Annotated in this window: 31 protein-coding genes; 18 read left to right on the forward strand and 13 right to left on the reverse strand. The window is 66.5% G+C overall.

The genetic code is table 11. The features are described 5' to 3' along the window. The first annotated feature begins 3 nt into the window (after window positions 1–3). From OLX23_RS09085 to OLX23_RS09095, 3 genes are read left to right on the forward strand one after another with little or no spacing between them, the layout of a single operon-like run. The gene (locus tag OLX23_RS09085; RefSeq protein ID WP_264444556.1) at window positions 4–486 is read left to right on the forward strand and encodes a DUF2497 domain-containing protein; all 483 of its coding nucleotides are present in this window, start codon (window positions 4–6) and stop codon (window positions 484–486) included. Between the two features lie 39 nt (window positions 487–525). After that, complete coding sequence (locus OLX23_RS09090; protein ID WP_264444557.1) at window positions 526–960, forward strand: acyl-CoA thioesterase; 435 nt, start codon at window positions 526–528, stop codon at window positions 958–960. Further along, a complete protein-coding gene (locus OLX23_RS09095; RefSeq protein ID WP_264444559.1) occupies window positions 957–1,337 on the forward strand; it encodes a (2Fe-2S) ferredoxin domain-containing protein in 381 nt (126 codons plus the stop codon). Before OLX23_RS09090 ends, OLX23_RS09095 begins: the two co-directional genes overlap by 4 nt. A 9-nt stretch (window positions 1,338–1,346) precedes the next feature. Here the strand turns inward: OLX23_RS09095 and OLX23_RS09100 are convergent, their stop codons facing one another. Then, window positions 1,347–1,643 carry a hypothetical protein gene (locus tag OLX23_RS09100; protein ID WP_264444560.1) on the reverse strand — a complete coding sequence of 99 codons (297 nt, stop codon included), beginning with the start codon at window positions 1,641–1,643 and terminating at the stop codon, window positions 1,347–1,349. Window positions 1,644–1,769: 126 nt separating this feature from the next. On the opposite strand from OLX23_RS09100, the gene OLX23_RS09105 reads away from it, so the two are divergent. The 4 genes from OLX23_RS09105 to xth all read left to right on the forward strand — a co-directional run bounded on the left by OLX23_RS09105 (window position 1,770) and on the right by xth (window position 4,569). Then, a complete protein-coding gene (locus OLX23_RS09105; RefSeq protein ID WP_264444562.1) occupies window positions 1,770–2,198 on the forward strand; it encodes a CBS domain-containing protein in 429 nt (142 codons plus the stop codon). 52 nt (window positions 2,199–2,250) lie between these two features. Further along, window positions 2,251–3,201: a YdiY family protein gene (locus tag OLX23_RS09110; RefSeq protein ID WP_264444563.1), complete on the forward strand. Its 951-nt coding sequence runs from the start codon at window positions 2,251–2,253 to the stop codon at window positions 3,199–3,201. Between the two features lie 187 nt (window positions 3,202–3,388). Continuing rightward, window positions 3,389–3,721 carry a HesB/IscA family protein gene (locus tag OLX23_RS09115; RefSeq protein ID WP_264444564.1) on the forward strand — a complete coding sequence of 111 codons (333 nt, stop codon included), beginning with the start codon at window positions 3,389–3,391 and terminating at the stop codon, window positions 3,719–3,721. Window positions 3,722–3,795: 74 nt separating this feature from the next. Continuing rightward, complete coding sequence (gene xth / locus OLX23_RS09120; RefSeq protein ID WP_264444919.1) at window positions 3,796–4,569, forward strand: exodeoxyribonuclease III; 774 nt, start codon at window positions 3,796–3,798, stop codon at window positions 4,567–4,569. Window positions 4,570–4,773: 204 nt separating this feature from the next. On the opposite strand, the gene OLX23_RS09125 is transcribed toward xth, so the two are convergent. From OLX23_RS09125 to OLX23_RS09170, 10 genes are all read right to left on the reverse strand, one after another. Then, entirely contained in the window at window positions 4,774–5,415 is a 642-nt protein-coding gene (locus OLX23_RS09125; RefSeq protein WP_264444566.1) for a cell wall hydrolase, read from the reverse strand. Between the two features lie 203 nt (window positions 5,416–5,618). Continuing rightward, on the reverse strand, window positions 5,619–5,942 hold the full coding sequence (locus OLX23_RS09130; protein ID WP_264444567.1) for a DUF1491 family protein: 324 nt from the start codon (window positions 5,940–5,942) through the stop codon (window positions 5,619–5,621). A 2-nt stretch (window positions 5,943–5,944) separates the two neighbouring features. Then, window positions 5,945–6,442 carry a PaaI family thioesterase gene (locus OLX23_RS09135; RefSeq protein ID WP_264444569.1) on the reverse strand — a complete coding sequence of 166 codons (498 nt, stop codon included), beginning with the start codon at window positions 6,440–6,442 and terminating at the stop codon, window positions 5,945–5,947. Beyond that, window positions 6,417–6,878 (reverse strand): PTS sugar transporter subunit IIA, encoded by a 462-nt coding sequence (locus OLX23_RS09140; protein ID WP_264444570.1) that lies wholly within the window; start codon window positions 6,876–6,878, stop codon window positions 6,417–6,419. Before OLX23_RS09140 ends, OLX23_RS09135 begins: the two co-directional genes overlap by 26 nt. Before the next feature lie 110 nt (window positions 6,879–6,988). After that, the gene (hpf, locus tag OLX23_RS09145) at window positions 6,989–7,555 is read right to left on the reverse strand and encodes a ribosome hibernation-promoting factor, HPF/YfiA family (RefSeq protein WP_264444572.1); all 567 of its coding nucleotides are present in this window, start codon (window positions 7,553–7,555) and stop codon (window positions 6,989–6,991) included. A gap of 26 nt (window positions 7,556–7,581) precedes the next feature. After that, window positions 7,582–8,271, reverse strand: a complete 690-nt coding sequence (gene dnaQ, locus OLX23_RS09150) for a DNA polymerase III subunit epsilon (protein ID WP_264444573.1) — start codon at window positions 8,269–8,271, stop codon at window positions 7,582–7,584. Window positions 8,272–8,320: 49 nt separating this feature from the next. Further along, window positions 8,321–8,923 carry a dephospho-CoA kinase gene (gene coaE, locus OLX23_RS09155; protein WP_264444574.1) on the reverse strand — a complete coding sequence of 201 codons (603 nt, stop codon included), beginning with the start codon at window positions 8,921–8,923 and terminating at the stop codon, window positions 8,321–8,323. Further along, complete coding sequence (gene aroE / locus OLX23_RS09160) at window positions 8,920–9,777, reverse strand: shikimate dehydrogenase (protein ID WP_264444575.1); 858 nt, start codon at window positions 9,775–9,777, stop codon at window positions 8,920–8,922. Before aroE ends, coaE begins: the two co-directional genes overlap by 4 nt. Further along, window positions 9,774–10,358: a Maf family protein gene (locus OLX23_RS09165; protein WP_264444920.1), complete on the reverse strand. Its 585-nt coding sequence runs from the start codon at window positions 10,356–10,358 to the stop codon at window positions 9,774–9,776. Before OLX23_RS09165 ends, aroE begins: the two co-directional genes overlap by 4 nt. A 10-nt stretch (window positions 10,359–10,368) precedes the next feature. Next, window positions 10,369–11,211 carry a pyruvate, water dikinase regulatory protein gene (locus OLX23_RS09170; protein ID WP_264444576.1) on the reverse strand — a complete coding sequence of 281 codons (843 nt, stop codon included), beginning with the start codon at window positions 11,209–11,211 and terminating at the stop codon, window positions 10,369–10,371. 320 nt (window positions 11,212–11,531) lie between these two features. On the opposite strand from OLX23_RS09170, the gene hemE reads away from it, so the two are divergent. The 5 genes from hemE (at window position 11,532) to OLX23_RS09195 (ending at window position 15,597) form a co-directional block, all read left to right on the forward strand. After that, complete coding sequence (gene hemE / locus OLX23_RS09175) at window positions 11,532–12,560, forward strand: uroporphyrinogen decarboxylase (protein WP_264444577.1); 1,029 nt, start codon at window positions 11,532–11,534, stop codon at window positions 12,558–12,560. Between the two features lie 20 nt (window positions 12,561–12,580). Then, window positions 12,581–13,024 (forward strand): CopD family protein, encoded by a 444-nt coding sequence (locus OLX23_RS09180; protein WP_264444578.1) that lies wholly within the window; start codon window positions 12,581–12,583, stop codon window positions 13,022–13,024. 115 nt (window positions 13,025–13,139) lie between these two features. Beyond that, window positions 13,140–13,448, forward strand: a complete 309-nt coding sequence (locus OLX23_RS09185; RefSeq protein WP_264444579.1) for a hypothetical protein — start codon at window positions 13,140–13,142, stop codon at window positions 13,446–13,448. 163 nt (window positions 13,449–13,611) lie between these two features. Continuing rightward, window positions 13,612–14,868 carry a transcription termination factor Rho gene (gene rho / locus OLX23_RS09190; protein WP_264444580.1) on the forward strand — a complete coding sequence of 419 codons (1,257 nt, stop codon included), beginning with the start codon at window positions 13,612–13,614 and terminating at the stop codon, window positions 14,866–14,868. Further along, window positions 14,869–15,597 (forward strand): YjbE family putative metal transport protein, encoded by a 729-nt coding sequence (locus OLX23_RS09195; protein WP_413629807.1) that lies wholly within the window; start codon window positions 14,869–14,871, stop codon window positions 15,595–15,597. It begins immediately after the preceding gene. Window positions 15,598–15,759: 162 nt separating this feature from the next. Here the strand turns inward: OLX23_RS09195 and OLX23_RS09200 are convergent, their stop codons facing one another. Together OLX23_RS09200 and OLX23_RS09205 are read right to left on the reverse strand one after the other, a co-directional pair. Beyond that, window positions 15,760–16,725 (reverse strand): quinone oxidoreductase family protein, encoded by a 966-nt coding sequence (locus OLX23_RS09200; protein WP_264444582.1) that lies wholly within the window; start codon window positions 16,723–16,725, stop codon window positions 15,760–15,762. 107 nt (window positions 16,726–16,832) lie between these two features. Then, entirely contained in the window at window positions 16,833–17,531 is a 699-nt protein-coding gene (locus OLX23_RS09205) for a dienelactone hydrolase family protein (protein WP_264444583.1), read from the reverse strand. Between the two features lie 113 nt (window positions 17,532–17,644). Between OLX23_RS09205 and OLX23_RS09210 the strand changes: the two genes are divergently transcribed. The 6 genes from OLX23_RS09210 to OLX23_RS09235 all read left to right on the forward strand — a co-directional run bounded on the left by OLX23_RS09210 (window position 17,645) and on the right by OLX23_RS09235 (window position 23,508). Further along, a complete protein-coding gene (locus OLX23_RS09210; RefSeq protein ID WP_264444585.1) occupies window positions 17,645–17,881 on the forward strand; it encodes a DUF6489 family protein in 237 nt (78 codons plus the stop codon). 28 nt (window positions 17,882–17,909) lie between these two features. Then, window positions 17,910–19,184 carry a tRNA uridine-5-carboxymethylaminomethyl(34) synthesis GTPase MnmE gene (gene mnmE / locus OLX23_RS09215; protein WP_264444587.1) on the forward strand — a complete coding sequence of 425 codons (1,275 nt, stop codon included), beginning with the start codon at window positions 17,910–17,912 and terminating at the stop codon, window positions 19,182–19,184. Window positions 19,185–19,272: 88 nt separating this feature from the next. Further along, complete coding sequence (gene mnmG, locus OLX23_RS09220) at window positions 19,273–21,120, forward strand: tRNA uridine-5-carboxymethylaminomethyl(34) synthesis enzyme MnmG (protein WP_264444588.1); 1,848 nt, start codon at window positions 19,273–19,275, stop codon at window positions 21,118–21,120. After that, a complete protein-coding gene (gene rsmG, locus OLX23_RS09225) occupies window positions 21,117–21,770 on the forward strand; it encodes a 16S rRNA (guanine(527)-N(7))-methyltransferase RsmG (protein WP_264444590.1) in 654 nt (217 codons plus the stop codon). Before mnmG ends, rsmG begins: the two co-directional genes overlap by 4 nt. Next, complete coding sequence (locus tag OLX23_RS09230) at window positions 21,767–22,543, forward strand: ParA family protein (RefSeq protein WP_264444591.1); 777 nt, start codon at window positions 21,767–21,769, stop codon at window positions 22,541–22,543. The genes rsmG and OLX23_RS09230 overlap by 4 nt, the downstream gene beginning before the upstream one ends. After that, window positions 22,540–23,508, forward strand: coding sequence for a ParB/RepB/Spo0J family partition protein (locus tag OLX23_RS09235; RefSeq protein WP_264444593.1), 969 nt, complete (start codon window positions 22,540–22,542; stop codon window positions 23,506–23,508). The genes OLX23_RS09230 and OLX23_RS09235 overlap by 4 nt, the downstream gene beginning before the upstream one ends. Window positions 23,509–23,581: the final 73 nt, after the last annotated feature.

Raw genomic sequence — 23,581 nt, forward strand, 5'->3', positions numbered from 1 at the left:
CAGATGCGTAATGCCGGTGAACCGACCGTCGAGGAGATCCTCGAATCGATCAAGAAGGTGATCGCGCGCGACAACCGCGCCGGTGCCGTCGAGACGCGCCGCCAGCGCGAGACCCACGGCGTGGCCGAGACCGCCTTCCCGCAGACCGTCGCGGAGCCTGAGGACGACGTGCTCGATCTCGCCGAAGAAGGCCAGTTCGCCCCGGCCGACCTCGCGCAGGACGATGAAGAGGACGAAGTCCAGGATGCGCCGCTGCTGACCGAGGACGCGCGCGTCTCGATGCAGGATTCGCTCGCCGCGCTCGCCATGCTGGCGCAGCCGGGCACGCCGCCGCAGATCGTCCGTTCGGGCGAGACCTCGCTCGAAGGCATGGTCCGCGATCTGCTGCGCCCCGAGCTGGCCAAGTGGCTCGACAAGAACCTGCCGCCGATGGTCGAGCGCATGGTCGCCACCGAAATCGCCCGGATCGTCGGCAAGAAGGGCTGATCCGGCCCCCGTCGACCTCAGGCCGGAGCCGATAGTCCAATGCCCAAACCCGATCCCGCGCTGCTCGATCCGGCGCGCTATCCGTTCCGCTGCGCGATCGAGACGCGATTCAGCGACATCGACGTCAACCAGCACATCAACAACGTGTCGCTGGTATCGATGCTGCAGGAAGCGCGCGTGCGCTTCCACCGCGCGGCCGGCTATACACCGGGTGAGGGCGAGGGCCCGAGCTCGATGGTGGCCAGCATCACCGTCGAATACCTTGGTCAGAGCCACTTTCCCGCGCCGCTCGACATGCACGTCGCCCCCGCGCGGCTGGGCAATACCAGCTATACCTTGAACCAGCTCGTCACCCAGGACGGCCAGGTCGTGGCCTATGCCCAGGCGGTGATGGTCTGCGTCGATGCGCAAGGCCCGGCACCGCTTCCCGAGGCCTTCCGGTCGAGCTCGGAACGCTGGATGATGCGCGCGTGAGCCAGGCCGCGTCGGCGGAGACGGTGGCTCAGGCCGAACGCGCGCTCAAGATCCTCGGCGGCTTCGACACCCGGCGCCACATCATGATCTGCGCCGAGGCCGACAAGGCCAAATGCTGCGACTACGAGACCGGGGCCGAGGCCTGGGCCTTCCTCAAGAAAAGGCTGGGCGAACTCGGGCTCGGCGGCAAGGCCGGGGTGCTGCGCAACAAGGTCGGCTGCCTGCGCGTCTGCATGGCCGGGCCGGTGGCGGTCGTCTATCCCGAGGGCATCTGGTACCATTCGTGCACCCCGCCCGTGCTCGAACGGATCATCCAGGAGCATGTGATCGGCGGGACCCCGGTGGCAGAATACCGGCTCAATCCGCCGATCGACTAGCCCGGCCGTTTAGCGCTGGTCTTCCTCGTCCTCGAGCGGATCGGTGATCGCATCGTCGTGGCCCGTGCCGTGCGACAGGAACACCAGCCCCATCAGCGCCGACATCAGCAGCATCATGAAGCCGATGCCGAGCGCGGTCGCGATGTAGAAGTGCACCGAGACGAAGCCGTTCTCGCGATAGAGCAGCACGCAGGCGCCGACCACCATCGTGATCGTCACCGACAGCATCAGCCACATCAGCCGGCGGAATCGCGCCCAGGCAAAGGCGGCGACCGCGGGATCGTCGAGGGGCGAACGGGGAATCATCGCACCGCCTTGCGCCTTGCCGCGGCTCGTCGCAAGCGTCGATGCGACAAACTGGCACTTGCCCCCGCGCTGTGGCATAGTCGGCTGCCCCCAGTCCTGAACAACGGCGAACCGGGAGAGCAGTCCATGACCATTGCGCGCCTGATCGAAGGCAGAGACGCTGCCATCGTTACCTGCAACACCGAAACCCTGGTGCGCGAGGCGATCGCGCTTCTCGCCGAACGCCGCATCGGCGCCATGCCCGTGCTCGAGAACGGCAAGGTCGCCGGGATCTTCTCCGAACGCGACGTGATCTACCAGCTCCAGGCCCAGGGCCCCGCCATGCTCGAGGCGAAGCTCGGTACGGTCATGACCAGCCCGGCGGTGACCGTCGACCCCGAGACCTCGGTGCTCGCCGCGCTGTCGCTGATGACGCGGCGGCGCATCCGCCACCTGCCCGTGGTCCGCGACGACCAGATGGTCGGGCTCGTCTCGATCGGCGACCTCGTCAAATACCGCATCGAGCGCATCGAGTCCGAGGCCGAAGCCATGCGGGCCTATATCCAGACCGCCTGATCGCGCTATGCTTGCAGACAAGGCCGCGACGCGCTGTCGCCATAGAAGAATTATGACCGTCAGAACCCTGCTGGCCACCCTAGCGCTCGTTCCCACCATCGCATCCGCGCAGACCGCCGGCGATGCTCCCGCCGTGGCCGATGTCGCCACGCTCGATCCCGGCATCCGCAAGATGATCGAAACGGCCGTGGCCAAGGGCAACGAGGCGACCGTCACCAGCGTGCTCGCCGTGGCCCGCCAGGCCGCACCCGACGCCAAGGCCGAGATCGACGCGCTCGAACAGCAATGGCGCGCCCAGTTGGCCGAGCAGAAGACGCTCGCCCAAGAACGGCACCTGGCCGAACTGCGCGCCGCCAGCGCGCTCGACAACTGGAAGGGCGAGGTCGAATTCGGCGCCTCGCGCTCGACCGGCAGCACCACCAATTTCGGCCTGCTCGGCGCGCTCGACCTCAAGCGCGAGGGGATCGACTGGACCCACCAGGTCTCGGCACGCGCCGAAGTCCAGCGGACCAACGGCCAGACCACCACCGAACGCACCTTCGCCGCCTGGCAGCCCAACTACCGCTTCCAGGCCAAGACCTACGCCTATGGCCTCGCGCAGTACGAGCACGATCCCTTCGCCGGCTACGACGATCGCTACACCCTGGGCGGCGGCCTCGGCTATCGCGCGCTGAGCTCGGACCGGGTGAAGCTCGAGTTCGAGGGTGGCCCGACCCTGCGCCGCGTCCAGGAGGTCGACGGCGACGTCCAGTCGCGCCTGGCCGGCCGCGGCTCGATGAATTTCAACTGGCGCGTCACCCCGACCTTGAGCTTCTCGCAGAAGACCGCGGTCTATCTCGAAGGCGAGGACGGCAACCTCATCGCCAATACCGCGCTCGACACCAAGCTGATCGGCAATCTCAAGGCGCGCTTCTCGTACAACGTCCAGTACGAACGCAATCCGCCAATCGGCACCGCCGGGCTCAACACCCAGAGCCGCGCGACCTTCGTCTACGGGTTCTAGGCGCCGGGATCCTCCCCTGTAAGGGGAGGTGGCAGCGCGTAGCGCTGACGGAGGGGTATCCCCGTCTCGGAGAGGGTTACACCCCTCCACCACGACCTCCGGTCGCGGTCCCCCTCCCCTTGCAGGGGAGGATCCGAAGATTCCCCCACCGCTTGCCGCATCGCCCCCCAACCCCTACATCGGCCCCATGGACACAGCCTCGCTCACCCTGAGCCCTTCGGCCGCCGCGCGCGTGTCGGCGATTGCCGCCAAGACGGGCAAGCCCGCGATCCTGCGGCTTTCGGTCGAGGGCGGCGGCTGCTCGGGCTTCCAGTACCAGTTCGGCCTGGCCGAAGCCCCCGATGGCGATGATCTCGTCACCGAGACCGACGGCGTGAAGCTCGTGGTCGATCCGGTCAGCCTCGATCTCGTTGCAGGCTGCGTCGTCGATTTCGTCGAATCGCTGGGCGGCGCGGCCTTCCGCGTCGAGAATCCCAATGCGGTGGCCGGCTGCGGTTGCGGATCCAGCTTCGCCGTCTGACCAAAGTCGCCGCATCGCCGTTTGCGGAAAACCGGTTCCCACTTTTCCGCGCGATGCTCTAGGACGGCGACATGATCAAAGTCGCCACGTTCAACATCAATGGGGTCAAGGCCCGTCTGCCGCGCCTGCTCGAATGGCTCCAGGAAACGCGTCCCTCGGTCGCCTGCCTCCAGGAGATCAAGAGCCAGGACGAGGGCTTTCCGATCAAGGACATCGAGGCGATCGGCTACAAGGCCATCTGGCACGGCCAGAAGGGCTTCAACGGCGTCGCCATCCTCGCCGACGGGGTCGAGCCCGTCGAGGTCCGCCGCGGGCTCGAGGGCGAGCCCGAGGACGAGCATTCGCGCTACATCGAGGCCGACGTGTTCGGCCTGCGGATCGCCTGCCTCTATCTGCCCAACGGCAATCCGCAGCCCGGACCCAAGTTCGACTACAAGCTGCGCTGGATGGAACGCCTGCGCCGGCGCATGCGCGAGATCAGCGCCGAGGAAGTGCCCGCGATCGTCACCGGCGATTTCAACGTGATTCCCGAGGACAAGGACGTCTGGTCGCCACCGGCGATGGCCATGGACGCGCTGATGCAGCCCGAATCGCGCGATGCCTATGCGCGGCTGCTCGGCGATGGCTGGACCGACGCGCTCGACCTGCACAATCCGCGCGGCGGCGTCTGGACCTTCTGGGACTATCAGGCGGGTGCCTGGCAGAAGGATCACGGCTTCCGCATCGACCACGCACTGCTGTCGCCCGAAATCGCCGACCGGCTGGTCGCCGCCGGTGTCGACAAGGAATATCGCGGCCGCGAGAAATCGAGCGATCACACCCCGGTCTGGGTGCAGATCCGCGATTGATGTGAAGGCGTCCCCTCAGCGGGGATCGCAGCAATTCGCTACCCCAAGAATTCGTCATCCCCGCGAAGGCGGGGATCCATCTCCCGAGCTTTCACACTGCACCGCGGTGCGGATGGAGAGTCCCGGTGATGGATCCCCGCTTGCGCGGGGATGACGATGTTGGAGGGGAGACCGCGAGCTTTCCCTGCCGGGAAAGCCGCCAGATCACCGATAGAAGACGTGATTGTCGATCCGCGTGACGCGGGCGAGGCGCCAGCCGGGCGAGACGCGCGCGGCGTGGAAGAACAGCGCGCCTTCGGCCGAACTGCGCCAGGAGCCGGCATCGGCGATGCGCGCGATCGCGACGGCTTCACGCCAGTCCTGCGAGCCCGTGTTGATCGCGGGCATCGAGCGGCCGCGCACGAAGGAGAACTGCGAGGGCTGGTAGACCACGCCGCAATAGGAGGCGGGAAAGCGACCCGACTTCGAGCGGTTCACGACCACCCGACCGACCGCGAGCTGGCCGGGGAGTGATTCGCTCTTGGCTTCGAAGTAGATCGCACCGGCGAGGCAGCGCATTTCGGGCGAGAGTTCGCCGCCGGTCTCCTGATCGCTGACGAGTTCAGCGAGAGTCGCGGCGGGGGCTTCAGCTTCGTCATCCTGCGGTGCGGCGTCTGCGCTCTGCACCTGCGCTTCTCCCGGAAGCGGCTGGATCACGGGCTGGGAAATCGTGAGGAGGGGTTCCATCTGGACGGGCTGGAACATCTTGTCCTGAGCCACGGCGCCCGAACCCTGGGCGCTTGCAAGAGCCGTCACGAGCGTAGCGACAACCGCTACCGTGCTGGCCGGAAACAACTTGAACTTCATCAAACCGAATTCGAATGCGGTGAACGCGCCCGACGCAGGAGGAACGAACCGCCGCGAACGGCGTTGACTATTCGTGGGCTCCTGCCGGCTGCCCCCCGTCTGCGTGCTTGCGAGGATTGCCGATCCGCAAATCCCGCCGCCTGCGCGTAGGTGAGGCGCCCCTCTGTTGCCCGTTCAGTCCGGAGTCAACTTTCGTCTGAAGGTTATCCGATGAATCGTTCCGCCTGAGCGATGTCCAGCTCTATGATCCACAGGTCTCGATCCTGGGCTCCACGACGGGTGATATAGTCGCTGAATTCCTGTTTATTTTCAAGATCTTGAGCGCGCGATTCCTGCCATTTCCGGCTGCCATCGAGCTGCGGCATCCGCTCGTAAGCTCGCAGATTCGTGCCATTTTCACACAGAACCAGCAAAAGCGTTCCGGCCTCGCGTTCGCCCTTCTGAATCACCGTGGCGAAGCCGCCTTCGGCCTGGATTCGCCAAATCAGCGCCGCGGCTTCGAGATGGGCCGGCAGTCTGTCGTCCATCGTCAGCGCAGCGCCTCGGCATAGCCGGCGAGCGAGGCGAGCGGGATGCGCGAGCGCTGGAAGGTCCCGGTGCCGCGGCCGATCTCCTCGCCATCGCCGTCGATCAGCCGCGATTCGGCGACGAGCACGCGGCGACGACCGCTGATCCAACGGCCTTCGGCGACGACCGGACCAACGCGCACCGGACGGGTGAAGTGGAGGTTGAACGAGGTCGTCAGCAGGAAGCGATCGGTGACCAACGTATTCGCCGCATAGAAGGCGGCATCGTCGAGCATCTTGAAATAGATCGTGCCGTGCGCAGCGCCGGCGGCATGGTAGTGGCGTTCCTGGACCTCGAAGGCGATCCGCGCGCGACCTTCGCCGAGGATTTCGAGCCGGGAATCGAACAGCTGGTTCACCGGCGCCGAAGCATAGAGCCCCTCGAGCGCGCGCCAGTGCAGGGCCGCACCCGAGACTTCCGGCTGCGTCACGCTGTCAGGCGGCGTCGCGATCGATGACATTGCAGATCAGGCCGTAGATCGCCTCGGGACCCGGCGCAGCGGTCAGCGCCGCGTGCATCTCCTCGTCGCGCATCAGCCGCGAGATCGCGGCGAGGGCGTGGAGATGGGTGGCACCCGCATGTTCGGGCGAAAGCAGGCCGAAGACGATGTCGACCGGGCGGCCATCCACGGAATCGAAGGCGACCGGCGCTTCGAGCCGCAGCAGCGCCGCGACGGGGCGGCTGACCCCGGGAACGCGGGCATGCGGAATGGCGACGCCACGACCGAAACCGGTGCTGCCCAGCTTCTCGCGCTGTTCGATCTTGGCCAGGACATCGGCGCGGTCGAGCGAATAGACCGCAGCGAAGCGATCGGCGAGAAGGCCGAGAATCGCGGACTTGCTATCGGCGCGGATGGCTCCGACGGCTTCTGGCAGAAGTGTGAAGAGAGCAGCCATTACCAGTCAAACATAGTCCACCGCCCGTTGCCAGAAGGTGTAAGCACCGCGGCCCCGGGATTTCCCGGGGACGCGGCATCTCCTGATCTGGAAGCAGGCGCGATTGAGCGTCAGGACGGCTCGACCCAGCCGATCGAGCCATCGCCGCGGCGGTAGACCATATTATGCTTGCCGGTACCAGCGTTTTTGAACAGCAGCGCATTGGTATTGCGCAGGTCGAGCATCATCACTGCGTCCGAAACGGTCGCTTCGGGCACGTCGACGCGGGTCTCGGCGATCACCACCGGGGCATCGACCGTGATTTCCTCGTGATCCTCGGCGGGCTCTTCGAAGATGACATAGGCCGCGTCTTCGGCCTTCTGGGCATGCTGCGACTGCTCGTGCCGGTCGGTCAGCCGGCGCTTGTAGCGGCGCAGCTGCTTGTCGATCTTGGCGGTCGCCGCATCGAGCGCGAGGTGCGCGTCCTGGGCGATGCCGGCGCCCTTGAGCACCAGGCCATGCATGACGTGGGTGACGATATCGCAGCGGAATGCGCCGGCCGGGGCGCGGCCGAACGTCACCTGCGACGACAGCGCGCGGCTGAAGTACTTGTCGACCACCGTGGTCAGACGTTCACTGGCATGCGACTGCAGCGCTTCGCCCGTACTCACCTGATGACCCGATACGCGAATTTCCATGGTTCATCCTCCTTGGGGGCTAAGGGCTAGGGTGCCTCGGTACTCCAGAGCGGAGCCTTCAGAGTCTTGATAAACTCCGCGTGGGCCGCAAGTTCCGTCTCGCTCGCTTCATGGGGTCGGGCCGGGCGGAACACACGGTCGGTGCGGACCGTAGCCACGGTCACGATTTCCTCGCGTTGATCTGCCGCAAGTTCGAGGCCGATCTGGCGGCCGCCACGCAGTTCGACATAGACCTGCGAGAGCAGTTCGGCGTCGAGCAGAGCGCCGTGCTTGGTGCGGTGGCTGCGATCGATACCGTAGCGCGTGCAGAGCGCGTCGAGCGACAGCTTCGCGCCCGGATGCCGGGTGCGCGCGAGGGCCACGGTATCGACCATGCGGCTACGGCAGACCGCTTCCATCGAGCAGATCGCGAGCTCGGCGTTGAGGAAGCCGAAGTCGAAGCCCGCATTGTGCGCGATCATCGGGGAATCGCCGATGAATTCGATCAGCTCGGCCGCGCGCTCGGCGAATTTCGGCTTGTCGGCGAGGAAGGCCGCCGACAGGCCATGCACCGCCTCGGCCTCGGCCGGCATGTCGCGTTCGGGATTGAAATAGGCGTGGAAGGTATTCCCGGTCAGCACCCGGTTGACCATTTCGATGCAGCCGATTTCCACCATCCGGTCGCCGCGCTGCGGATCGAGGCCGGTCGTCTCGGTATCGAAAATGATCTCACGCATTAGAAGGAATATCTGCCTCCCCGGCGCGAGAGGCAAGGGGAAACGGCGATTATTCGCGTCCGGTCAGTCGATGGACCAGATGTTGCACCGCGTGGCGCGTCTCGGCGAGCGAAGTGCCGGTATCGATGACATAATCCGCGCGCGCGCGCTTCTCGGCATCGGGAACCTGGAGCTTGAGGATCTGCGCGAACTTCTCGGCCGTCATGCCCGGGCGGGCGAGTACTCGCTCTCGCTGGGCTTCGGGCGGGGCCGAGACGACGACCACGGCATCGACCTGTTCCCAGCCGCCCTTTTCGAACAGCAACGGAATGTCGAACACGATCAGCGGCGTTTCGGCGTGTTCGGCCAGAAACGCCTGCCGCATCGCGCCGACCGCGGGGTGGACGATCTTCTCGAGCCGCTTGAGCGCATCCTTGTCGCCGAACACCGCGGCGCCGAGCTTGGGCCGATCGACACCCTGCGGCCCGGTGGTGCCGGGAAAGGCTTCCTCGATCGCGGGCAGCAGCGCGCCGCCCGGACCCTGGAGCTGGTGGACCGCGGCGTCGGCATCGAACACCGGCACGCCGAGCCCGGCGAACATCGCCGCGACCGCGCTCTTGCCCATGCCGATCGAGCCGGTGAGGCCGAGGATATAGGGCTTGCCTGCGCTCATGCCGTCAGCCGCGCACGCAGTTCGGCGTCGTGCTCACGCGGCGGGGCCACGCCGAAGAAGCGCTCGAAAGCCTCGGCCGCCTGGCCGATCAGCATGGCCAAGCCGTCGATCGTGGCGAAACCCGCGGCGCGCGCGCGCTGGAGGAACGGCGTGTCGAGCGGATGGGTGACGATGTCGTAGACCACCGAGCCCGGCGGCGCATGGCTGAAATCGAAGGCGAGTTCGGGCTGGCCGGCCATGCCGAGCGGGCTGGCGTTGACGATCAAGTCGAGACAGTCCTCGCGATCGTCGAAGGCGAAATCGGTGGGATCGGCGAAATGATCGAGCGCGATCGCGTGGTGGTCGGTGCCCTTGGCCAGCTCGTCGAGCAGCGCGCGCGCCTTGGCCGGATCGCGGCCGGCGAGCACGATGACGCAGCCGCGGTCGGACAGCGCCGCGACGATCGCGCGCGCTGCGCCGCCGGTGCCGAGCACGCGCGCCATGCGGAAATAGTGCTTCTCCGCCAGCCGCGCCGCCAGCGGTTCGAGGAAGCCGCCGGCATCGGTATTGTAGCCGGTCAGCCGGCCGTCATCGCCGCGCACGACGGTGTTGACCGCACCGATCCGCGCGGCCAGCGGATCGATCGCATCGAGCAGCGGCATGATCGCCTGCTTGTGCGGCATCGTGACGTTGCAGCCGCGCCAGTTCTCCTGGTCGCGCACCCGCGCCAGGTAGTCGGGCAGGTCGGCCGGTGCGACGAGGCTGCGGCCATAGCTGCCGTCGAGCCCGAGCTTTTCAAGCCAGAAACCGTGAATCGCCGGGGACTTCGACTGGGCAATCGGATCGCCGATGACCTCGGCGTAGGCCGTGTTCACGCGGGCAGTTCCTCGAACTGACGCAGCGCGCCGAGCACCGACAGTAGCGGCATGCCGAGCACGGTGAAGTGATCCCCCTCGATCGCGTCGAACAGCTGGACGCCCAGCGCCTCGATGCGGAACACGCCGACGCAGCCCGCCACCGCCGGCCATTCGGCATCGAGATAAGCCTCGATGAATTCCTGCGTCATTTCACGGACGTGCAAGGTCGCGGTCGCGGCATGGGTCCACAGGGTCGCGCCATCGCGGACCAGCGCCGCGGCGCTGTGCAGGTGCATCGTCCGGCCCGAGAAGAAGCACAGGTGCGCCTCGGCCTCCTCGCGACTGCGCGGCTTGTCGAAACGCTTGCCGTCGACCGCGACCAGCGAGTCACTGCCGAGCACGAGCGCGTCGCGATGCTCGCACGAGACCGCGAAGGCCTTCTGCTCGGCCAGCAACAGCGCGATCACCTCGGGCGGCTTGCCGGCCTGGCTCTCCTCGATCGCGCGCTCGTCGATATGCGCGGGGATAGCCTGGAAAGGCACGCCGGCGGCTGCAAGCATCGCCTTGCGCGATCCGCTCTGCGAGGCGAGGATCAGCATGAAATCACGGTCATAGCGGTTTGGCTCCGGGCGCTGGCTCACCCGCGGCGTGCCGTTCGTTGAGCAGATTGATCACGGCCGCGGCGGTTTCCTCGATCGAGCGTCGGGTGACGTCGATCACCGGCCAGCCGTTATCGGCAAACATGCGCCGTGCGAACTGCACTTCGCGATTTACCTTCTCGATATCCACATAGGCGGTCTCGGGCGCCTGGTTCAGCGACAACAGCCGGTTGCGGCGCACCTGGATCAGCCGCTCGGGCGCCGTCGTCAGCCCGACGATCAGCGGCCGGCGCAGGCCGAACAGTGCCGACGGGGGCGGGCTCTCGACCACGACCGGAATGTTGGCGACCTTGTAGCCGCGGTTGGCGAGGTAGATCGAAGTCGGCGTCTTCGACGAGCGCGAGACCCCGGCGAGGACGATGTCGGCCTCTTCCCAGTCCTCCCAGGCGACGCCGTCGTCGTGCGCGATGGTGAACTGGATCGCCTCGACCCGCTCGAAATAGGCGTCGTCCATCAGGTGCTGGCGTCCGGGCTTGCCTTTGGCCTCTTGCCCGAGCACGTCCTCGAGCGCATCGGTCACGGCGTCGAGCGCGGGCACCGAGGGCAGGCCGAGCGCGCGGCAATGCTCCTCGAGCCGGGTGCGCGTCTCGCTGTTGACCAAGGTGAACAGCACGAGCCCCGGATTGGCGGCGATGTCGGTCATGATCCGGTCGAGATGCTGGCGCGAGCGGACCATCGGCCAGAAATGACGGACGACGTCGGTGTCCTCGAACTGCGCGAGCGCCGCCTTGGCCACCATCTCCAGCGTTTCGCCGGTGGAATCCGACAGGAGATGGAGGTGGAGACGGGACATTTCGGCCGATCGGGTCACTTGTGGATAAGTGTCAGCATAAACCACGCGATAAGAGGTCTGACAACTTCGGCAGGGGATTCGCTCCCCGATTCCGGACTCTTCGCCCGGCACTTGTGGACATGTGGACGCAGGTTCCCACAGGCTGGGGATAGGGGGGATAAGCCGTGCTTGACGGCGCGGTTCACGGAGTCGGAACCCGCTGCCCCCTGTTCACGGCGGGACAAATCGGGCAAGGCGCCGCAAACCCCGATATCCACAGGGCCAATAACTTACAGAATCCTTATATAAATCTATTATTTATTGGATTGGACCTATCCGAGATGCCCGGTCTCCTCCTGAGAACACTGCGCGGCGAGAATGCTGCCGAACGTCCGGTCTGGCTCATGCGCCAGGCGGGACGCTACCTTCCCGAATACCGCCAGCTGCGTGCGGAGAAGGGCGGATTCCTCGCGCTCGTCTACGATACCGACGCGGCTGCCGAGATCACGCTCCAGCCGATCCGCCGCTTCGGCTTCGACGGCGCGATCCTGTTTTCCGACATCCTGATCGTGCCCTATGCGATGGGCCAGAACCTGGAATTCCTGGCGGGCGAGGGGCCTCGGCTCTCGCCCAAGCTCGTCGACAGCTCGCTGGAAGCCCTCAGTGCCGTCCCTGAGCGCCTTTCGCCGATCTACGAGACCGTGACCAAGGTCCGCGCCGGACTCGGCTCTGGAAGGACCCTCCTGGGCTTTGCCGGCAGTCCCTGGACCGTGGCCACCTACATGGTCGCGGGCGAGGGCAGCCGCGACCAGCACGTCACGCGCGCGCTGGCCTATCGCGATCCGCAAGCCTTCCAGGCGATCATCGACGCGATCATCGCGGTCACCGTCGAATATCTCGCCGGCCAGGTCGCCGCCGGGGCCGAGGCGGTGCAGCTGTTCGACAGCTGGGCGGGCAGCCTGGCGCCGAGCGAGTTCGAGCGCTGGGTGATCGCACCCAATGCGGCGATTGTCACCGCGCTCCGGCGCCGTTTCCCCGAGCTGCCGATCATCGGTTTCCCCAAGGGCGCCGGCGAGAAGCTGCCCGCCTATGCGCGCGAAACCCGCGTCGATGCCTTGGGCCTCGACGAAACGATCGATCCGCTGTGGGCGGCTAAGGCCTTGCCCGAAGGCCTGCCGGTCCAGGGCAATTTCGATCCGCTGCTGCTCGAGGCCGGTGGATCGGAGATCGACATCCAGGCGCGCCGGATCCTCGATGCGTTCGCCGATCGCCCGCACGTGTTCAACCTCGGCCACGGCATCGGCCAGCACACGCCGATCGAACACGTCGAGCAATTGCTCGCGCTCGTGCGCGGCTGGCGGCGTCCCTAAGCCCCGGCTATGGTCGGGCCATGCAACAGGCTCTCGCGATGACCTATCTCTGGCTCAAGGCCGGCCACATCATCTTCGTGATCTTCTGGATGGCCGGGCTGTTCATGCTGCCGCGCTATTTCGTCTATCACCAGGAGGCCGAGCCGGGTTCGCCCGAGGAGAAGCTGTGGATCGATCGCGAGCGCAAGCTGCTCAAGATCATCCTCTGGCCGGCGCTGACCGTGGTCTGGGTGCTCGGCCTGGCGCTGGCCATGTCGATCGGGGCCTTTTCGCAGGGTTGGTTCCACGCCAAGCTGGCGCTGGTCCTGGCGCTGACCGCCTATCACGTCTGGCTGGCCGGCTATGCCAAGGCCCTGGCGCAAGGCCACTGGAAACTGACGGGCAAGAAGCTGCGTCTGCTCAACGAAGTGCCGGGTATCGCCGCAGCGCTGATCGTCGTGCTGGTCGTGGTCAAGCCGTTCTGAAATTGGCCGTTCTGAAGCCAGCCGTTCCGAAGGGGTCTAGCCGATGTTTTCGTTCCTGCTCGCCGCTGCGGCGGCCAATCAGGTGCCCTTTTCGAAGGACTTGGACCTCCGCTGTATGTCGGCCTACCTCGTCGTGGCCGGTGATGCCCAGGACGATGCTTCGATCCCGGCCGAGGACAAGGCCGGCATGCAGGCGATCGTCATGTATTTCCTCGGCAAGCTCTATGCCCGGCGGCCCGATGCCGATCTGCGCAGCGAAGTGACCAACCTCGTCACCGCGCCTGGCTATTCGGCCCTGCTTACCGCCGACATCGAGCGCTGCAGCGCCGAGGCCGAGGAACGCGGCAAGTACCTGTCGAGCCTGGGCGACGCGCCCGAGACCGGGAAGACCGACCCCGCCGGACCCACCGCAGCGAAGCCCTAGTTCGGCGCGCGGCCGATTGACGTCGGCGCCGCCCGGACCTATGTGAGACATCGTCTCTACCGGCAGTCGACGGCGATTTTCTGCGCCTTCGCGATCCGCTTTCTCCAAGCCCTTCGATCGGCCGGCCATCCAGACGCTCAAACATCCGCAAATCGGACTCACAATGCATCTCAAAGAACTGAAAAAGAAAACCGCTGCCGAGCTGGTCGAAATGGCCGAAGAGCTCGAGATCGAGGGTGCCTCGACCCTGCGCCGCCAGGACCTGATGTTCGCCATCCTCAAGGAAGTGGCGGAAGACGGCGAGGAAATTATGGGCCTCGGCACGATCGAGGTCCTGCCCGACGGCTTCGGCTTCCTGCGTAGCCCGGAATCGAACTATCTGGCCGGCCCCGACGACATCTACGTCTCGCCGAACCAGGTCCGCAAATGGGGCCTGCGCACGGGTGACACGGTCGAAGGCGAAGTCCGCGCGCCTAAGGATGGCGAGCGCTATTTCGCGATTACCAAGCTGACCGCGGTCAACTTCGACGATCCCGACGCCGTCCGCCATCGCGTCAACTTCGACAACCTGACGCCGCTCTATCCCGAGGAACGGCTGGTGCTCGACACCTCGGATCCGACCAGCAAGGACAAGTCGGCGCGCGTCATCGATCTGATCAGCCCGCAGGGCAAGGGCCAGCGCGCGCTGATCGTCGCGCCGCCGCGCACGGGTAAGACCGTGCTGCTGCAGAACATGGCCAAGGCCATCACCGACAACCACCCCGAGGTGTTCCTGCTCGTCTTGCTGGTCGACGAACGCCCCGAGGAAGTCACCGACATGCAGCGCTCGGTGAAGGGCGAGGTCATCTCCTCGACCTTCGACGAACCCGCACAGCGCCACGTCCAGGTCGCCGAAATGGTGATCGAGAAGGCCAAGCGCCTCGTAGAGCACAAGCGCGACGTCGTCATCCTGCTCGACTCGATCACGCGTCTCGGCCGCGCCTACAACACCGTGGTGCCGAGCTCAGGCAAGGTCCTGACCGGCGGTGTCGACGCCAACGCCCTGCAGCGCCCCAAGCGCTTCTTCGGTGCGGCTCGAAACATCGAGGAGGGCGGTTCGCTCTCGATCATCGCCACGGCCCTGATCGATACGGGCAGCCGCATGGACGAGGTTATCTTCGAAGAGTTCAAAGGCACCGGTAACTCGGAAATCGTCCTCGATCGCAAGGTTTCGGACAAGCGCATCTTCCCGGCGCTCGACATCGGCAAGTCGGGCACCCGCAAGGAAGAGCTGCTGGTTCCCAAGGATCAGCTCTCGAAGATGTGGGTCCTGCGTCGCATCCTGATGAACATGGGCACGATCGACGCGATGGAATTCCTGCTCGACAAGATGAAGGACTCGAAGACCAACGAGGACTTCTTCGCGACGATGAACCAGTAAATGATGGATCTGGCTCTTCTCGCCGCGGCGGCTTCGGCCGCCGCACCCGATCTCACGACGGGCAACATCTGGGACCTGATCGTCAGGGATTTCGCCAATATCGGCACGCCGACCGCGCTCGCGGCCTTCGCGCAGGTGCTGATGATCGACATCGTCCTCGCCGGCGACAATGCGATCGTCGTCGGCGCGCTGGCGGCGGGTCTGCCGGATTCGCAGCGCAAGAAGGTCATCGCCATCGGCGTGCTCGCCGCGCTGGTGCTGCGCGTGATCTTCGCGCTGACCGTGACCTGGCTGCTCGGCATCGTCGGTCTCGTCCTGGCAGGTGGCGTCCTGCTGCTGTGGGTGGCCTGGCGCATGTACCGCGATATCCAGGGCCATAGCGGCGCCGAACAGTCGCCGGGCTCGCCCGAGATCGAGGGCGACGAGAAGTCGGGCCTGACCGCCTCGAAGAGCTTCGCCTCGGCCGCCTGGGCGGTCGCGGTCGCCGACGTCTCGATGAGCCTCGACAACGTGCTCGCGGTCGCCGGTGCGGCGCGCGAGCATCCGGGCATCCTCATCGTCGGCCTGATCTTCGCGGTCGCGCTGATGGGCGTCGCGGCGAACATCATCGCCAAGTACATCGAGCGCTATCGCTGGATCGGCTGGATCGGCCTCGCGGTGATCCTCTACGTCGCGGTGAAGATGATCATCGACGGCTGGGCGGAAGTCACGCCTTACGTCTTCGGATAAAAGGAAAGGGGCGCTTCGGGCGCCCCTTTTTGTATCTGCGACCGCAATTACAAACCCCAACCCCGCTCACCCTGAGCTTGTCGAAGGGTGTTGGCGCAACCGTTGGGTATGGTGCTTCGACAAGCTCAGCACGAGCGGGTTTGGTTTATTGCTCTCGCATTCCTACGGAACCAGCACCGTCGATCCCGTGGTCTGCCTTGCTTCCAACGCCCGGTGCGATTCCGCCGCGTCGGCTAGGGCGAAGCGCTGGCCGATCACGGCCTTGACCACGCCGCGACGCATGCGATCGAACAGTCGCTCGGCGGTATGCGCGAGCGCCTCGGGGGTGGCGATGTAGTCGGCCAGGGTTGGCCGCGTCGCATAGAGCGAGCCGCCGCGCATCAGCTCGAGCAGGCTCACCGGCGGCACCGCGCCCGAGGCATTGCCATAGCTGGCCATCAGCCCGCGCCGTGCGAGGCAGGCGAGCGAGGCTGACCACGAATCCTTGCCGACGCCGTCGTAGACCACGTCGACCCCATTCGGCACAATGGATCGCACCTGCTGTACCAGATCGGTAAACGATCCCGTCAGGCTATGGTCAGCGTTGACGCTCGCGGCCTTTTCGGGCGTACCGGCATGGGCGATCACCACCACGCCCTTGTCGCGGAGCCAGGGCACGAGAATCGAACCGACGCCGCCCGCAGCCGAATGGACCAGCGCGACCTGACCGGGCTTCAGCGCGATCGTGTCCTCGGCGAGATAGCAGGCGGTGAAACCCTTGAGCATCGTCGCCGCCGCGTCTTCGGAGGATATGCCGTCGGGGATCGCGACAATGCGATCGGCGGGCAGGATCCGGTGCGTCGCATAAGCCCCAGGCGCCGAAACCGAGCCGACGCGATCGCCCAAAGCGAAGCCGTTCACCCCGCTGCCCAGAGCGACGATCTTGCCGACGCTCTCCGAGCCGAGCGCGATGGGGAAGGGGGCATCGTAGAGGCCGGTGCGGAAATAGGTGTCGATGAAGTTGAGACCGATCGCCTCGCTCGCGACCAGCACTTCGCCTGGGCCGGGCTGGCCGGGGTCGAAATCCTCGCGTTCGATCACTTCGGGCCCACCGAACTTGCGGACCACCATGCGCCAGGGCTGGGTCATCTTTACGCCTCTGTCGTGTTTGGTGCTTCGACAAGCTCAGCACGAGCGGGAAGGAGGTCGATCCAAATTCCGCTCATCCTGAGCTTGTCGAAGGATGCTGGCGCTGGTTAGCCCAGGTGCTGCGCGAAGAACTCGGCCGTGCGCTTGTCGGCGAGCTTGGCCGCTTCGTCGTTGCGGCGGACGCCGTGTTCGGCGGCGAAGCCGTGGTCGAGGCCTTCGTAGTCGTAGAGCGTGACGTGCGGATTGTCATCGAGGCCTTCGTGCATCGCCTTCTGCGCCTCGGGCGGGACGAAACCGTCGGCCGTGGGTACGTGGAGCAGCAGCGCCTTGGCGATCGCGTGCGATTCATTGAGCATCTGGTCGATGCCGACGCCGTAGTAGCCGACCGAGGCATCGATGTCGGTGCGCGCGGCGGCCATGTAGGCGACCTTGCCGCCCATGCAGAAGCCGACCAGGCCGACCTTGGCGACACCGGCTTCGCGGCGGATCCAGTGGATCACGGCTTCGACGTCCTGGATGCCCAGATCGAAGTCGTGCTTCATCATGTAGCCGACGGCCTCCTGGAACTGTTCGGGCACGTCGGAATCGAGTTCGATGCCGGGCTTCTGCCGCCAGAACACGTCGTGCGCGACGGCGAGATAACCCTGGGCCGCCCAGTCGTTGACCTTCTTCTCGATCCCCGGATTGACCCCGAAAATCTCCTGGATGACGATGATCGCCCCGCGCGGCGTGCCCGTGGGCTTCGCAACATAGGCAGGGATGGTGCCGGCGCCATCGAGCGTCGGGATCGTCGTGTTGGTCGTCATCGTGGCTCTCCTGCGGGGGGTATCTCTCGCGCTATTCCTAGGCCCCGGCGGTGGACTTTGCCAAGGGCGTGTGTCACCCATGCTGCATCTGCGCAAAGCCCCGAGGAAGCGTCATGAAAGTCAACGTCGAGATCGATTGTTCGCCCGAGGAAGCGCGGCGGTTCCTGGGCCTGCCCGACGTCAGCAAGGCCAACGAGGCCTATGTCGACGCGACGATGAAGGCGATGCAGGGCGTGGGCAGCTTCGAGCAGCTGCAGGAATATGCGAAGCAGCTCGCGCCGATGGGCCAGATGGGCATGAAGCTGTTCGAACAGTTCCTGTCGGCCGGCGGAGTCGGCGCGAAGAAGTAACGCTGTTTCCCGTGAAGCTGCATCGGCCATGACCGATACGATCTTCGCGCTGTCGAGCGGTGCGCCGCCGGCGGCGATTGGTGTCGTTCGCATCAGCGGCCCAATGGCAGGCGATACGCTGGCCGCGCTCGCGGGCAGCTTGACACCGCCTCGCCGTGCCGCATTCCGTCGCTTGCACGACCGTACCGGCGCCGTGCTCGACGAAACGCTGGTGCTCTGGCTGCCCGGGCCGGGCACGGCCACCGGCGAGGACACGGTCGAGCTGCATTGCCATGGGGGCAGGGCGGTGATCGCCGCGGTCGAGGTCGCGCTCGCGGCCTTGGGTCTGCGGCGCGCGGAACCCGGCGAGTTCACGCGCCGTGCGTTTGCCAATGGCCGCATCGATCTCGCCGAGGCCGAAGGGCTGGCCGATCTGCTCTCGGCCGAAACCGAACTCCAGCGTCGTTCGGCGCTGGCCATGGCGGGCGGATCGTTTTCGCGGGAAGTCGAGGGCTGGCGCGAGCGCGTGCTGACGGCTTCGGCGGCGGTCGAGGCCGTGCTCGACTTTGCCGACGAGGACGACGTCGCGGTCCTGCCCGAGGACTTCGCCGCGCGGCTCGAAGCGCTTGGCGGTGAGATCGGCGACTGGCTCGCACGGCCGCGCGCCGAGGCGTTGCGCGAAGGCTTCCGTGTCGTGCTCGCCGGGCCGCCCAATGCGGGCAAGTCGACCTTGTTCAATGCATTGGTCGAAAGCGAGGCTGCGATTACCGCGCCGATCGCCGGCACCACGCGCGACGTGCTCACGCGTCCGGTGGCGATCGCGGGGGTGCCGTTCCTCTTCGTCGATACGGCCGGGCTGCGAGAAGAGGCCGGCGATGCGATCGAGGCGATCGGCGTCGAACGCGCGCGCGGCGAGCTCGACCAGGCCGACCTCGTGCTGTGGCTCGGCGATGAAGCCGAAGGACCCGATGGCGCCTGGGAGATCGAGCCGCAATCCGATCGCACCGATCATGCAGCCAAGCTCGCACCGCGGCATCGCGTTTCGGCGCTGACCGGCGAGGGGGTCGACGCGCTCCGCGGCGATCTCGTCGGCACCGCGCGCGATCGTTTGCCCAAGCCCGGCGAGGCGGCGCTCAACCGGCGACAGCATGCGCTGCTGGCCCAGGCGCGCGCCGGGCTCGCCGATGCTCAGAGCTCGCGCGATCCTCTGATCGTCGCGGAAAATCTGCGTCTGGTGCGCGTGGCCTTCGACGCGCTGATCGGCCGCGCGACCACCGAGGACATGCTCGACGCGCTGTTCGGACGCTTCTGCATCGGCAAGTGAGCGCAACTGTTCCACGTGGAACATGCGACATACGATCATGGGCGATCGGGGCTTTGACCCGAGTCCGCGGCTCGGGTAAGGGCGGGCCATGCAGTCTTTCGATGTCATCGTGATCGGCGGCGGCCATGCCGGCGTGGAGGCGGCGGCTGTCGCCGCGCGCATGGGCGCGCGCACGGCGCTGGTCTCGTTCGATCTCGAGGCGATCGGCGCGATGAGCTGCAACCCCGCGATCGGCGGTCTCGGCAAGGGCCACCTCGTGCGCGAGGTCGATGCCTTCGACGGCCTGATCGCGCGCGCCGCCGACGCCGGCGCGATCCATTATCGCATGCTCAACCGCTCGAAGGGCAGTGCGGTGCAGGGGCCAAGAGTCCAGGCCGACCGCAAGCGCTTCAAGGCGGCGATCCAGTCGCTGCTCGGCCAGCAGGGCGATCTCACCCTGATAGCGGGCGAGGCGGCCGAACTGGTCCTGGCGGGCGAGCGCGTCGCCGGGCTGAAGCTCGCCGACGGCACCGAGCTCGCGGCACCCGCGGTCGTGCTCTGCACGGGCACCTTCCTCGGCGGCACCCTGTTCCGCGGCGAGGAGCGGATGACCGGCGGCCGCATCGGCGAGGCCTCGGCCCAGGTGCTCGCGGCGCAGCTACGCGCCGCCGACCTGCCGATGGCGCGGCTCAAGACCGGCACGCCGCCGCGGCTCGACGGACGCACGATCGACTGGGCGCGGCTCGACGAACAGCCTTCGGATCTCGATCCCTGGACGATGTCGCCGCTCGGCGGAGGCCGTGTGAACCCGCAAGTGTTCTGTGCAATCACGCGGACCAACGAAGCCAGCCACCAGGTCATCCGTGACAACCTCCATCGCTCGCCCTTGTTCAGCGGCGCGATCGGCGCTTCGGGTCCGCGCTATTGCCCGTCGATCGAGGACAAGATCCACCGCTTCGCCGATCGCGACGGTCACCAGATATTCCTCGAACCCGAAGGCCTCGACACGCATCTGGTCTATCCCAACGGCATCAGCACCTCGCTGCCCGCCGACGTCCAGCTGGCGATGCTGCGGACGATGGAGGGGCTCGAGACGGTCGACATGGTCGTGCCCGGCTATGCGGTCGAATACGATCACATCGATCCGCGCGCCTTGCGCCACAGCCTAGAGGTCCGCGCGATCCCCGGGCTCTATTGCGCGGGGCAGATCAACGGCACGACCGGTTATGAGGAAGCCGCCGCGCAAGGCCTCGTCGCCGGGATGAATGCCGCGGCGGCGGTGCTCGGTCGCGAACCCGCGGCGCTCGATCGCGCGAACTCCTATATGGCGGTGATGATCGACGACCTGACCCTGCAGGGCGTGAGCGAGCCCTATCGCATGCTGACCGCGCGTGCCGAATATCGTCTGCGTTTGCGGGCCAACAATGCCAGTACCCGGTTGACGCCGCTCGCAATCGCCGCGGGCTGTGTCGGTGCCGAGCGTGCCGCCTGGTTCAACCGCCGCGAGGAGGCGAGGGCCCAGCTGTCGGCCGCGCTCGATCGCGAGGTGACCGGATCGGTACTCGCCGCCGAGGGCTTGCCGGTGAAGATCGATGCCGGGCGCCAGTCGCTGCGCGACTGGCTGCGCTTCGAAGCGATCGACATGCAGAGCCTGACGCCGTGGATCGACACTGCGCTGCTGGTCGATGGAGATCTCGCCGAGGAGGTCGCCGAGGACGCCGCCTATGCGCCCTACCTTGCGCGCCAGGCTGCCGAGCTGCGCGATCTGCGCGCGAGCGAGGCTCTGCCGCTCGGCGACGATTTTCCCTATGCCGCGATCCCCGGCCTGTCGCGCGAAATGGTCGAGCGCTTGGGCAAGGCCCGGCCCGCGACATTGGCCGCGGCGGGACGCGTGGCGGGAGTCACCCCGGCGGCGCTCGCCGCGCTGCTCGTCCATGCGCGCAGGCTTGCGGCATGATCGAGACGGAAGCGCAGGCCAAGGATTGGCTGCGACAGCTACCCGAATGCGACGCGGCTGGCATGGCGCGGCTCGAGCGTCTGGTCGAACTGCTGGCCGATGAGAACCAGCGACAGAACCTCGTCTCGGCCGCGAGTCTTGGCGAGGTTTGGCGCCGGCATATCGTCGATAGCGCGCAGCTGCTGACGCGTGTTCCACGTGGAACATCGCCGTGGCTCGATCTCGGGACCGGGGCGGGTTTCCCAGGCCTGGTCATCGCGGCGCTGCGCCCCGAGTGCGAGGTTCTGCTCGTCGAATCGCGCAAGCGCCGAATCGAATGGCTCGAACGCGCCGCTGCCGACTTGCAGCTGACGCATGTGCAGGTGCACGGCGCGCGGCTTGAGGATGTGCCAAGCCGACACGCGGCGGTCATATCGGCACGGGCTTTCGCCCCACTCGACCGATTGCTGGAACTATCCGCACGATTTTCCACAAGCGACACGATCTGGCTGTTGCCCAAGGGCCGGTCGGCGAAGCAAGAATTAGAGATGCTTCGCGGATGGCATCATATGTTCCACGTGGAACAATCGCTGACCGATCCCGAAGCCGGCGTCATCACCGGGACATTGCAGGGATCGGCCAAGCCGATTCGGAAGGGAAAAGCTTCGTGATTCGCGTAGCCATCGCCAATCAGAAGGGCGGGGTGGGCAAGACCACCACCGCAATCAACATCGCCACGGCCATGGCCGCGACCGGCTGGAAGACCCTGCTGATCGACCTCGATCCGCAGGGCAACGCCTCGACCGGGATCGGCATCGCCGCAGCCGACCGGCTGCGTTCGTCCTACGACCTGCTCGTCGACGAAGCGACCGTGGCCGAATGCGTGATGCCGACAGCGATCCCCGGCCTCGACATCCTGCCCGCGACGGTCGACCTATCGGGCGCCGAGGTCGAACTCGTCGCGGTCGAGAATCGCACCGATCGCCTGCGCAATGCGCTGGCGCGCGAGAACGGCTACGACATCGCCTTCATCGATTGCCCGCCGTCGCTGGGCCTGCTGACGCTCAATGCGCTGACCGCGGCCGATACCCTGCTCGTGCCGCTGCAGTGTGAGTTCTTCGCGCTCGAAGGCCTGAGCCAGCTGCTCCAGACGGTCGAACGCGTGCAGCAGCGGTTCAATCCCGATCTCGGCATCATCGGCGTCGCGCTGACCATGTTCGATCGCCGAAACCGCCTGACCGACCAGGTCGCCGACGACGTGCGCTCATGCCTGGGCGGGCTGGTGTTCGATTCGACGATCCCGCGCAACGTGCGCCTGTCCGAAGCACCGAGCCATGGCCTGCCTGCGCTCGTCTACGATCACGCCTGCGCGGGCAGCCGCGCCTATATGGCCCTGGCGCGCGAACTGATCGCCCGGCTGCCCGAACAGAGGAAAGCCGCATGAGCGAGGAACCCGTCGTCCGCATCACCGCGCCGGCCGCCAAGAAGAAGCCGCCCGCGCTCGGTCGCGGGCTTGGCGCGCTGATGGGCGAGACGCGCCGCGAGGAACCCGTCGTCGCGCCGGTGCGCGGTGAGGGGGGCACGGCCACGGCGCCGGTGAAGAGCGGCCTGGCGACTCTGGCGGTTTCCGACATCGAGCCGCACCCCGAACAGCCGCGCCGTCATTTCGACGAAGCGGCGCTCGAGGAACTGGCCGCCTCGATCGCGCAGCGCGGCGTGATCCAGCCGGTCATCGTCCGGCCGCTGGCGGGCGGACGCTATCAATTGGTGGCAGGCGAGCGGCGTTGGCGCGCGGCGCAGAAGGCGCGGCTGCACGAGATGCCGGCGATCGTCCGCGACCTGTCCGAGCGCGAGGTCATGGCGCTGGCGCTGATCGAGAACCTCCAGCGCGAGGATCTCAATCCGATCGAGGAAGCGCGCGCCTATCACCGTCTCGCCGAGAGCGAGGGCCTGACCCAGGCCGAGATCGCCCGCATGGTCGACAAGAGCCGCAGCCACGTCGCCAATATCCAGCGCCTACTGCTGCTGCCCGAAAGCGTGATGTCGCTGGTCGAGATCGGCAAGCTGTCGATGGGCCATGCGCGCGCGCTGATCGGTGCCGACGGGGCCGAAGCGCTCGCGGCCTCGGCGGTCGAGAAGCAGCTGTCGGTGCGCGAGGTCGAAAAGCTCGTGCGCAAGCAGACGCGCGGGGATTCGGCGCCGAGCACGCCGCGCACCGCACGCGCCGAACGCAGCTCGGCCGACGATGCCGACATTGCCGCGGTCCAGGGCCATCTCGAGGAATTCCTCGGCCTGCCGGTCAAGATCCTGGCCGACGCCGATCCACGCTCGGGCGCGGTGACGATCCGCTATCGCACGCTCGACCAGCTCGACCTGATCTGCCAGCGTCTGACCGGTGGTGGGATATAAGTTGTTGAATTAAAATATAATAATCCTCCCCTTGCAGGGGAGGATCTATATCGACTTTCACCCCCAATCTTTC

It is taken from the genome of Novosphingobium sp. JCM 18896 (genome assembly GCF_025938095.1).
Lineage (GTDB): Bacteria > Pseudomonadota > Alphaproteobacteria > Sphingomonadales > Sphingomonadaceae > Novosphingobium.

Excerpts from the sequence above, each read along its gene's own strand:
- OLX23_RS09115 (WP_264444564.1), top strand. The coding sequence starts at position 3,389 with ATGGACACAGCCTCGCTCACCCTGAGCCCTTCGGCCGCCGCGCGCGTG.
- OLX23_RS09165 (WP_264444920.1), bottom strand. The coding sequence starts at position 10,358 with ATGCTGATCCTCGCCTCGCAGAGCGGATCGCGCAAGGCGATGCTTGCA.
- OLX23_RS09085 (WP_264444556.1), top strand. The coding sequence starts at position 4 with ATGCGTAATGCCGGTGAACCGACCGTCGAGGAGATCCTCGAATCGATC.
- rsmG (WP_264444590.1), top strand. The coding sequence starts at position 21,117 with ATGATCGAGACGGAAGCGCAGGCCAAGGATTGGCTGCGACAGCTACCC.
- OLX23_RS09130 (WP_264444567.1), bottom strand. The coding sequence starts at position 5,942 with ATGGACGACAGACTGCCGGCCCATCTCGAAGCCGCGGCGCTGATTTGG.
- OLX23_RS09200 (WP_264444582.1), bottom strand. The coding sequence starts at position 16,725 with ATGACCCAGCCCTGGCGCATGGTGGTCCGCAAGTTCGGTGGGCCCGAA.
- mnmG (WP_264444588.1), top strand. The coding sequence starts at position 19,273 with ATGCAGTCTTTCGATGTCATCGTGATCGGCGGCGGCCATGCCGGCGTG.
- OLX23_RS09180 (WP_264444578.1), top strand. The coding sequence starts at position 12,581 with ATGCAACAGGCTCTCGCGATGACCTATCTCTGGCTCAAGGCCGGCCAC.
- OLX23_RS09205 (WP_264444583.1), bottom strand. The coding sequence starts at position 17,531 with ATGACGACCAACACGACGATCCCGACGCTCGATGGCGCCGGCACCATC.
- OLX23_RS09170 (WP_264444576.1), bottom strand. The coding sequence starts at position 11,211 with ATGTCCCGTCTCCACCTCCATCTCCTGTCGGATTCCACCGGCGAAACG.
- rho (WP_264444580.1), top strand. The coding sequence starts at position 13,612 with ATGCATCTCAAAGAACTGAAAAAGAAAACCGCTGCCGAGCTGGTCGAA.
- OLX23_RS09185 (WP_264444579.1), top strand. The coding sequence starts at position 13,140 with ATGTCGGCCTACCTCGTCGTGGCCGGTGATGCCCAGGACGATGCTTCG.
- mnmE (WP_264444587.1), top strand. The coding sequence starts at position 17,910 with ATGACCGATACGATCTTCGCGCTGTCGAGCGGTGCGCCGCCGGCGGCG.
- OLX23_RS09195 (WP_413629807.1), top strand. The coding sequence starts at position 14,869 with ATGATGGATCTGGCTCTTCTCGCCGCGGCGGCTTCGGCCGCCGCACCC.
- OLX23_RS09105 (WP_264444562.1), top strand. The coding sequence starts at position 1,770 with ATGACCATTGCGCGCCTGATCGAAGGCAGAGACGCTGCCATCGTTACC.
- OLX23_RS09090 (WP_264444557.1), top strand. The coding sequence starts at position 526 with ATGCCCAAACCCGATCCCGCGCTGCTCGATCCGGCGCGCTATCCGTTC.
- OLX23_RS09210 (WP_264444585.1), top strand. The coding sequence starts at position 17,645 with ATGAAAGTCAACGTCGAGATCGATTGTTCGCCCGAGGAAGCGCGGCGG.
- dnaQ (WP_264444573.1), bottom strand. The coding sequence starts at position 8,271 with ATGCGTGAGATCATTTTCGATACCGAGACGACCGGCCTCGATCCGCAG.
- OLX23_RS09110 (WP_264444563.1), top strand. The coding sequence starts at position 2,251 with ATGACCGTCAGAACCCTGCTGGCCACCCTAGCGCTCGTTCCCACCATC.
- hemE (WP_264444577.1), top strand. The coding sequence starts at position 11,532 with ATGCCCGGTCTCCTCCTGAGAACACTGCGCGGCGAGAATGCTGCCGAA.
- OLX23_RS09125 (WP_264444566.1), bottom strand. The coding sequence starts at position 5,415 with ATGAAGTTCAAGTTGTTTCCGGCCAGCACGGTAGCGGTTGTCGCTACG.
- OLX23_RS09135 (WP_264444569.1), bottom strand. The coding sequence starts at position 6,442 with ATGTCATCGATCGCGACGCCGCCTGACAGCGTGACGCAGCCGGAAGTC.
- coaE (WP_264444574.1), bottom strand. The coding sequence starts at position 8,923 with ATGAGCGCAGGCAAGCCCTATATCCTCGGCCTCACCGGCTCGATCGGC.
- OLX23_RS09235 (WP_264444593.1), top strand. The coding sequence starts at position 22,540 with ATGAGCGAGGAACCCGTCGTCCGCATCACCGCGCCGGCCGCCAAGAAG.
- OLX23_RS09100 (WP_264444560.1), bottom strand. The coding sequence starts at position 1,643 with ATGATTCCCCGTTCGCCCCTCGACGATCCCGCGGTCGCCGCCTTTGCC.
- hpf (WP_264444572.1), bottom strand. The coding sequence starts at position 7,555 with ATGGAAATTCGCGTATCGGGTCATCAGGTGAGTACGGGCGAAGCGCTG.
- OLX23_RS09140 (WP_264444570.1), bottom strand. The coding sequence starts at position 6,878 with ATGGCTGCTCTCTTCACACTTCTGCCAGAAGCCGTCGGAGCCATCCGC.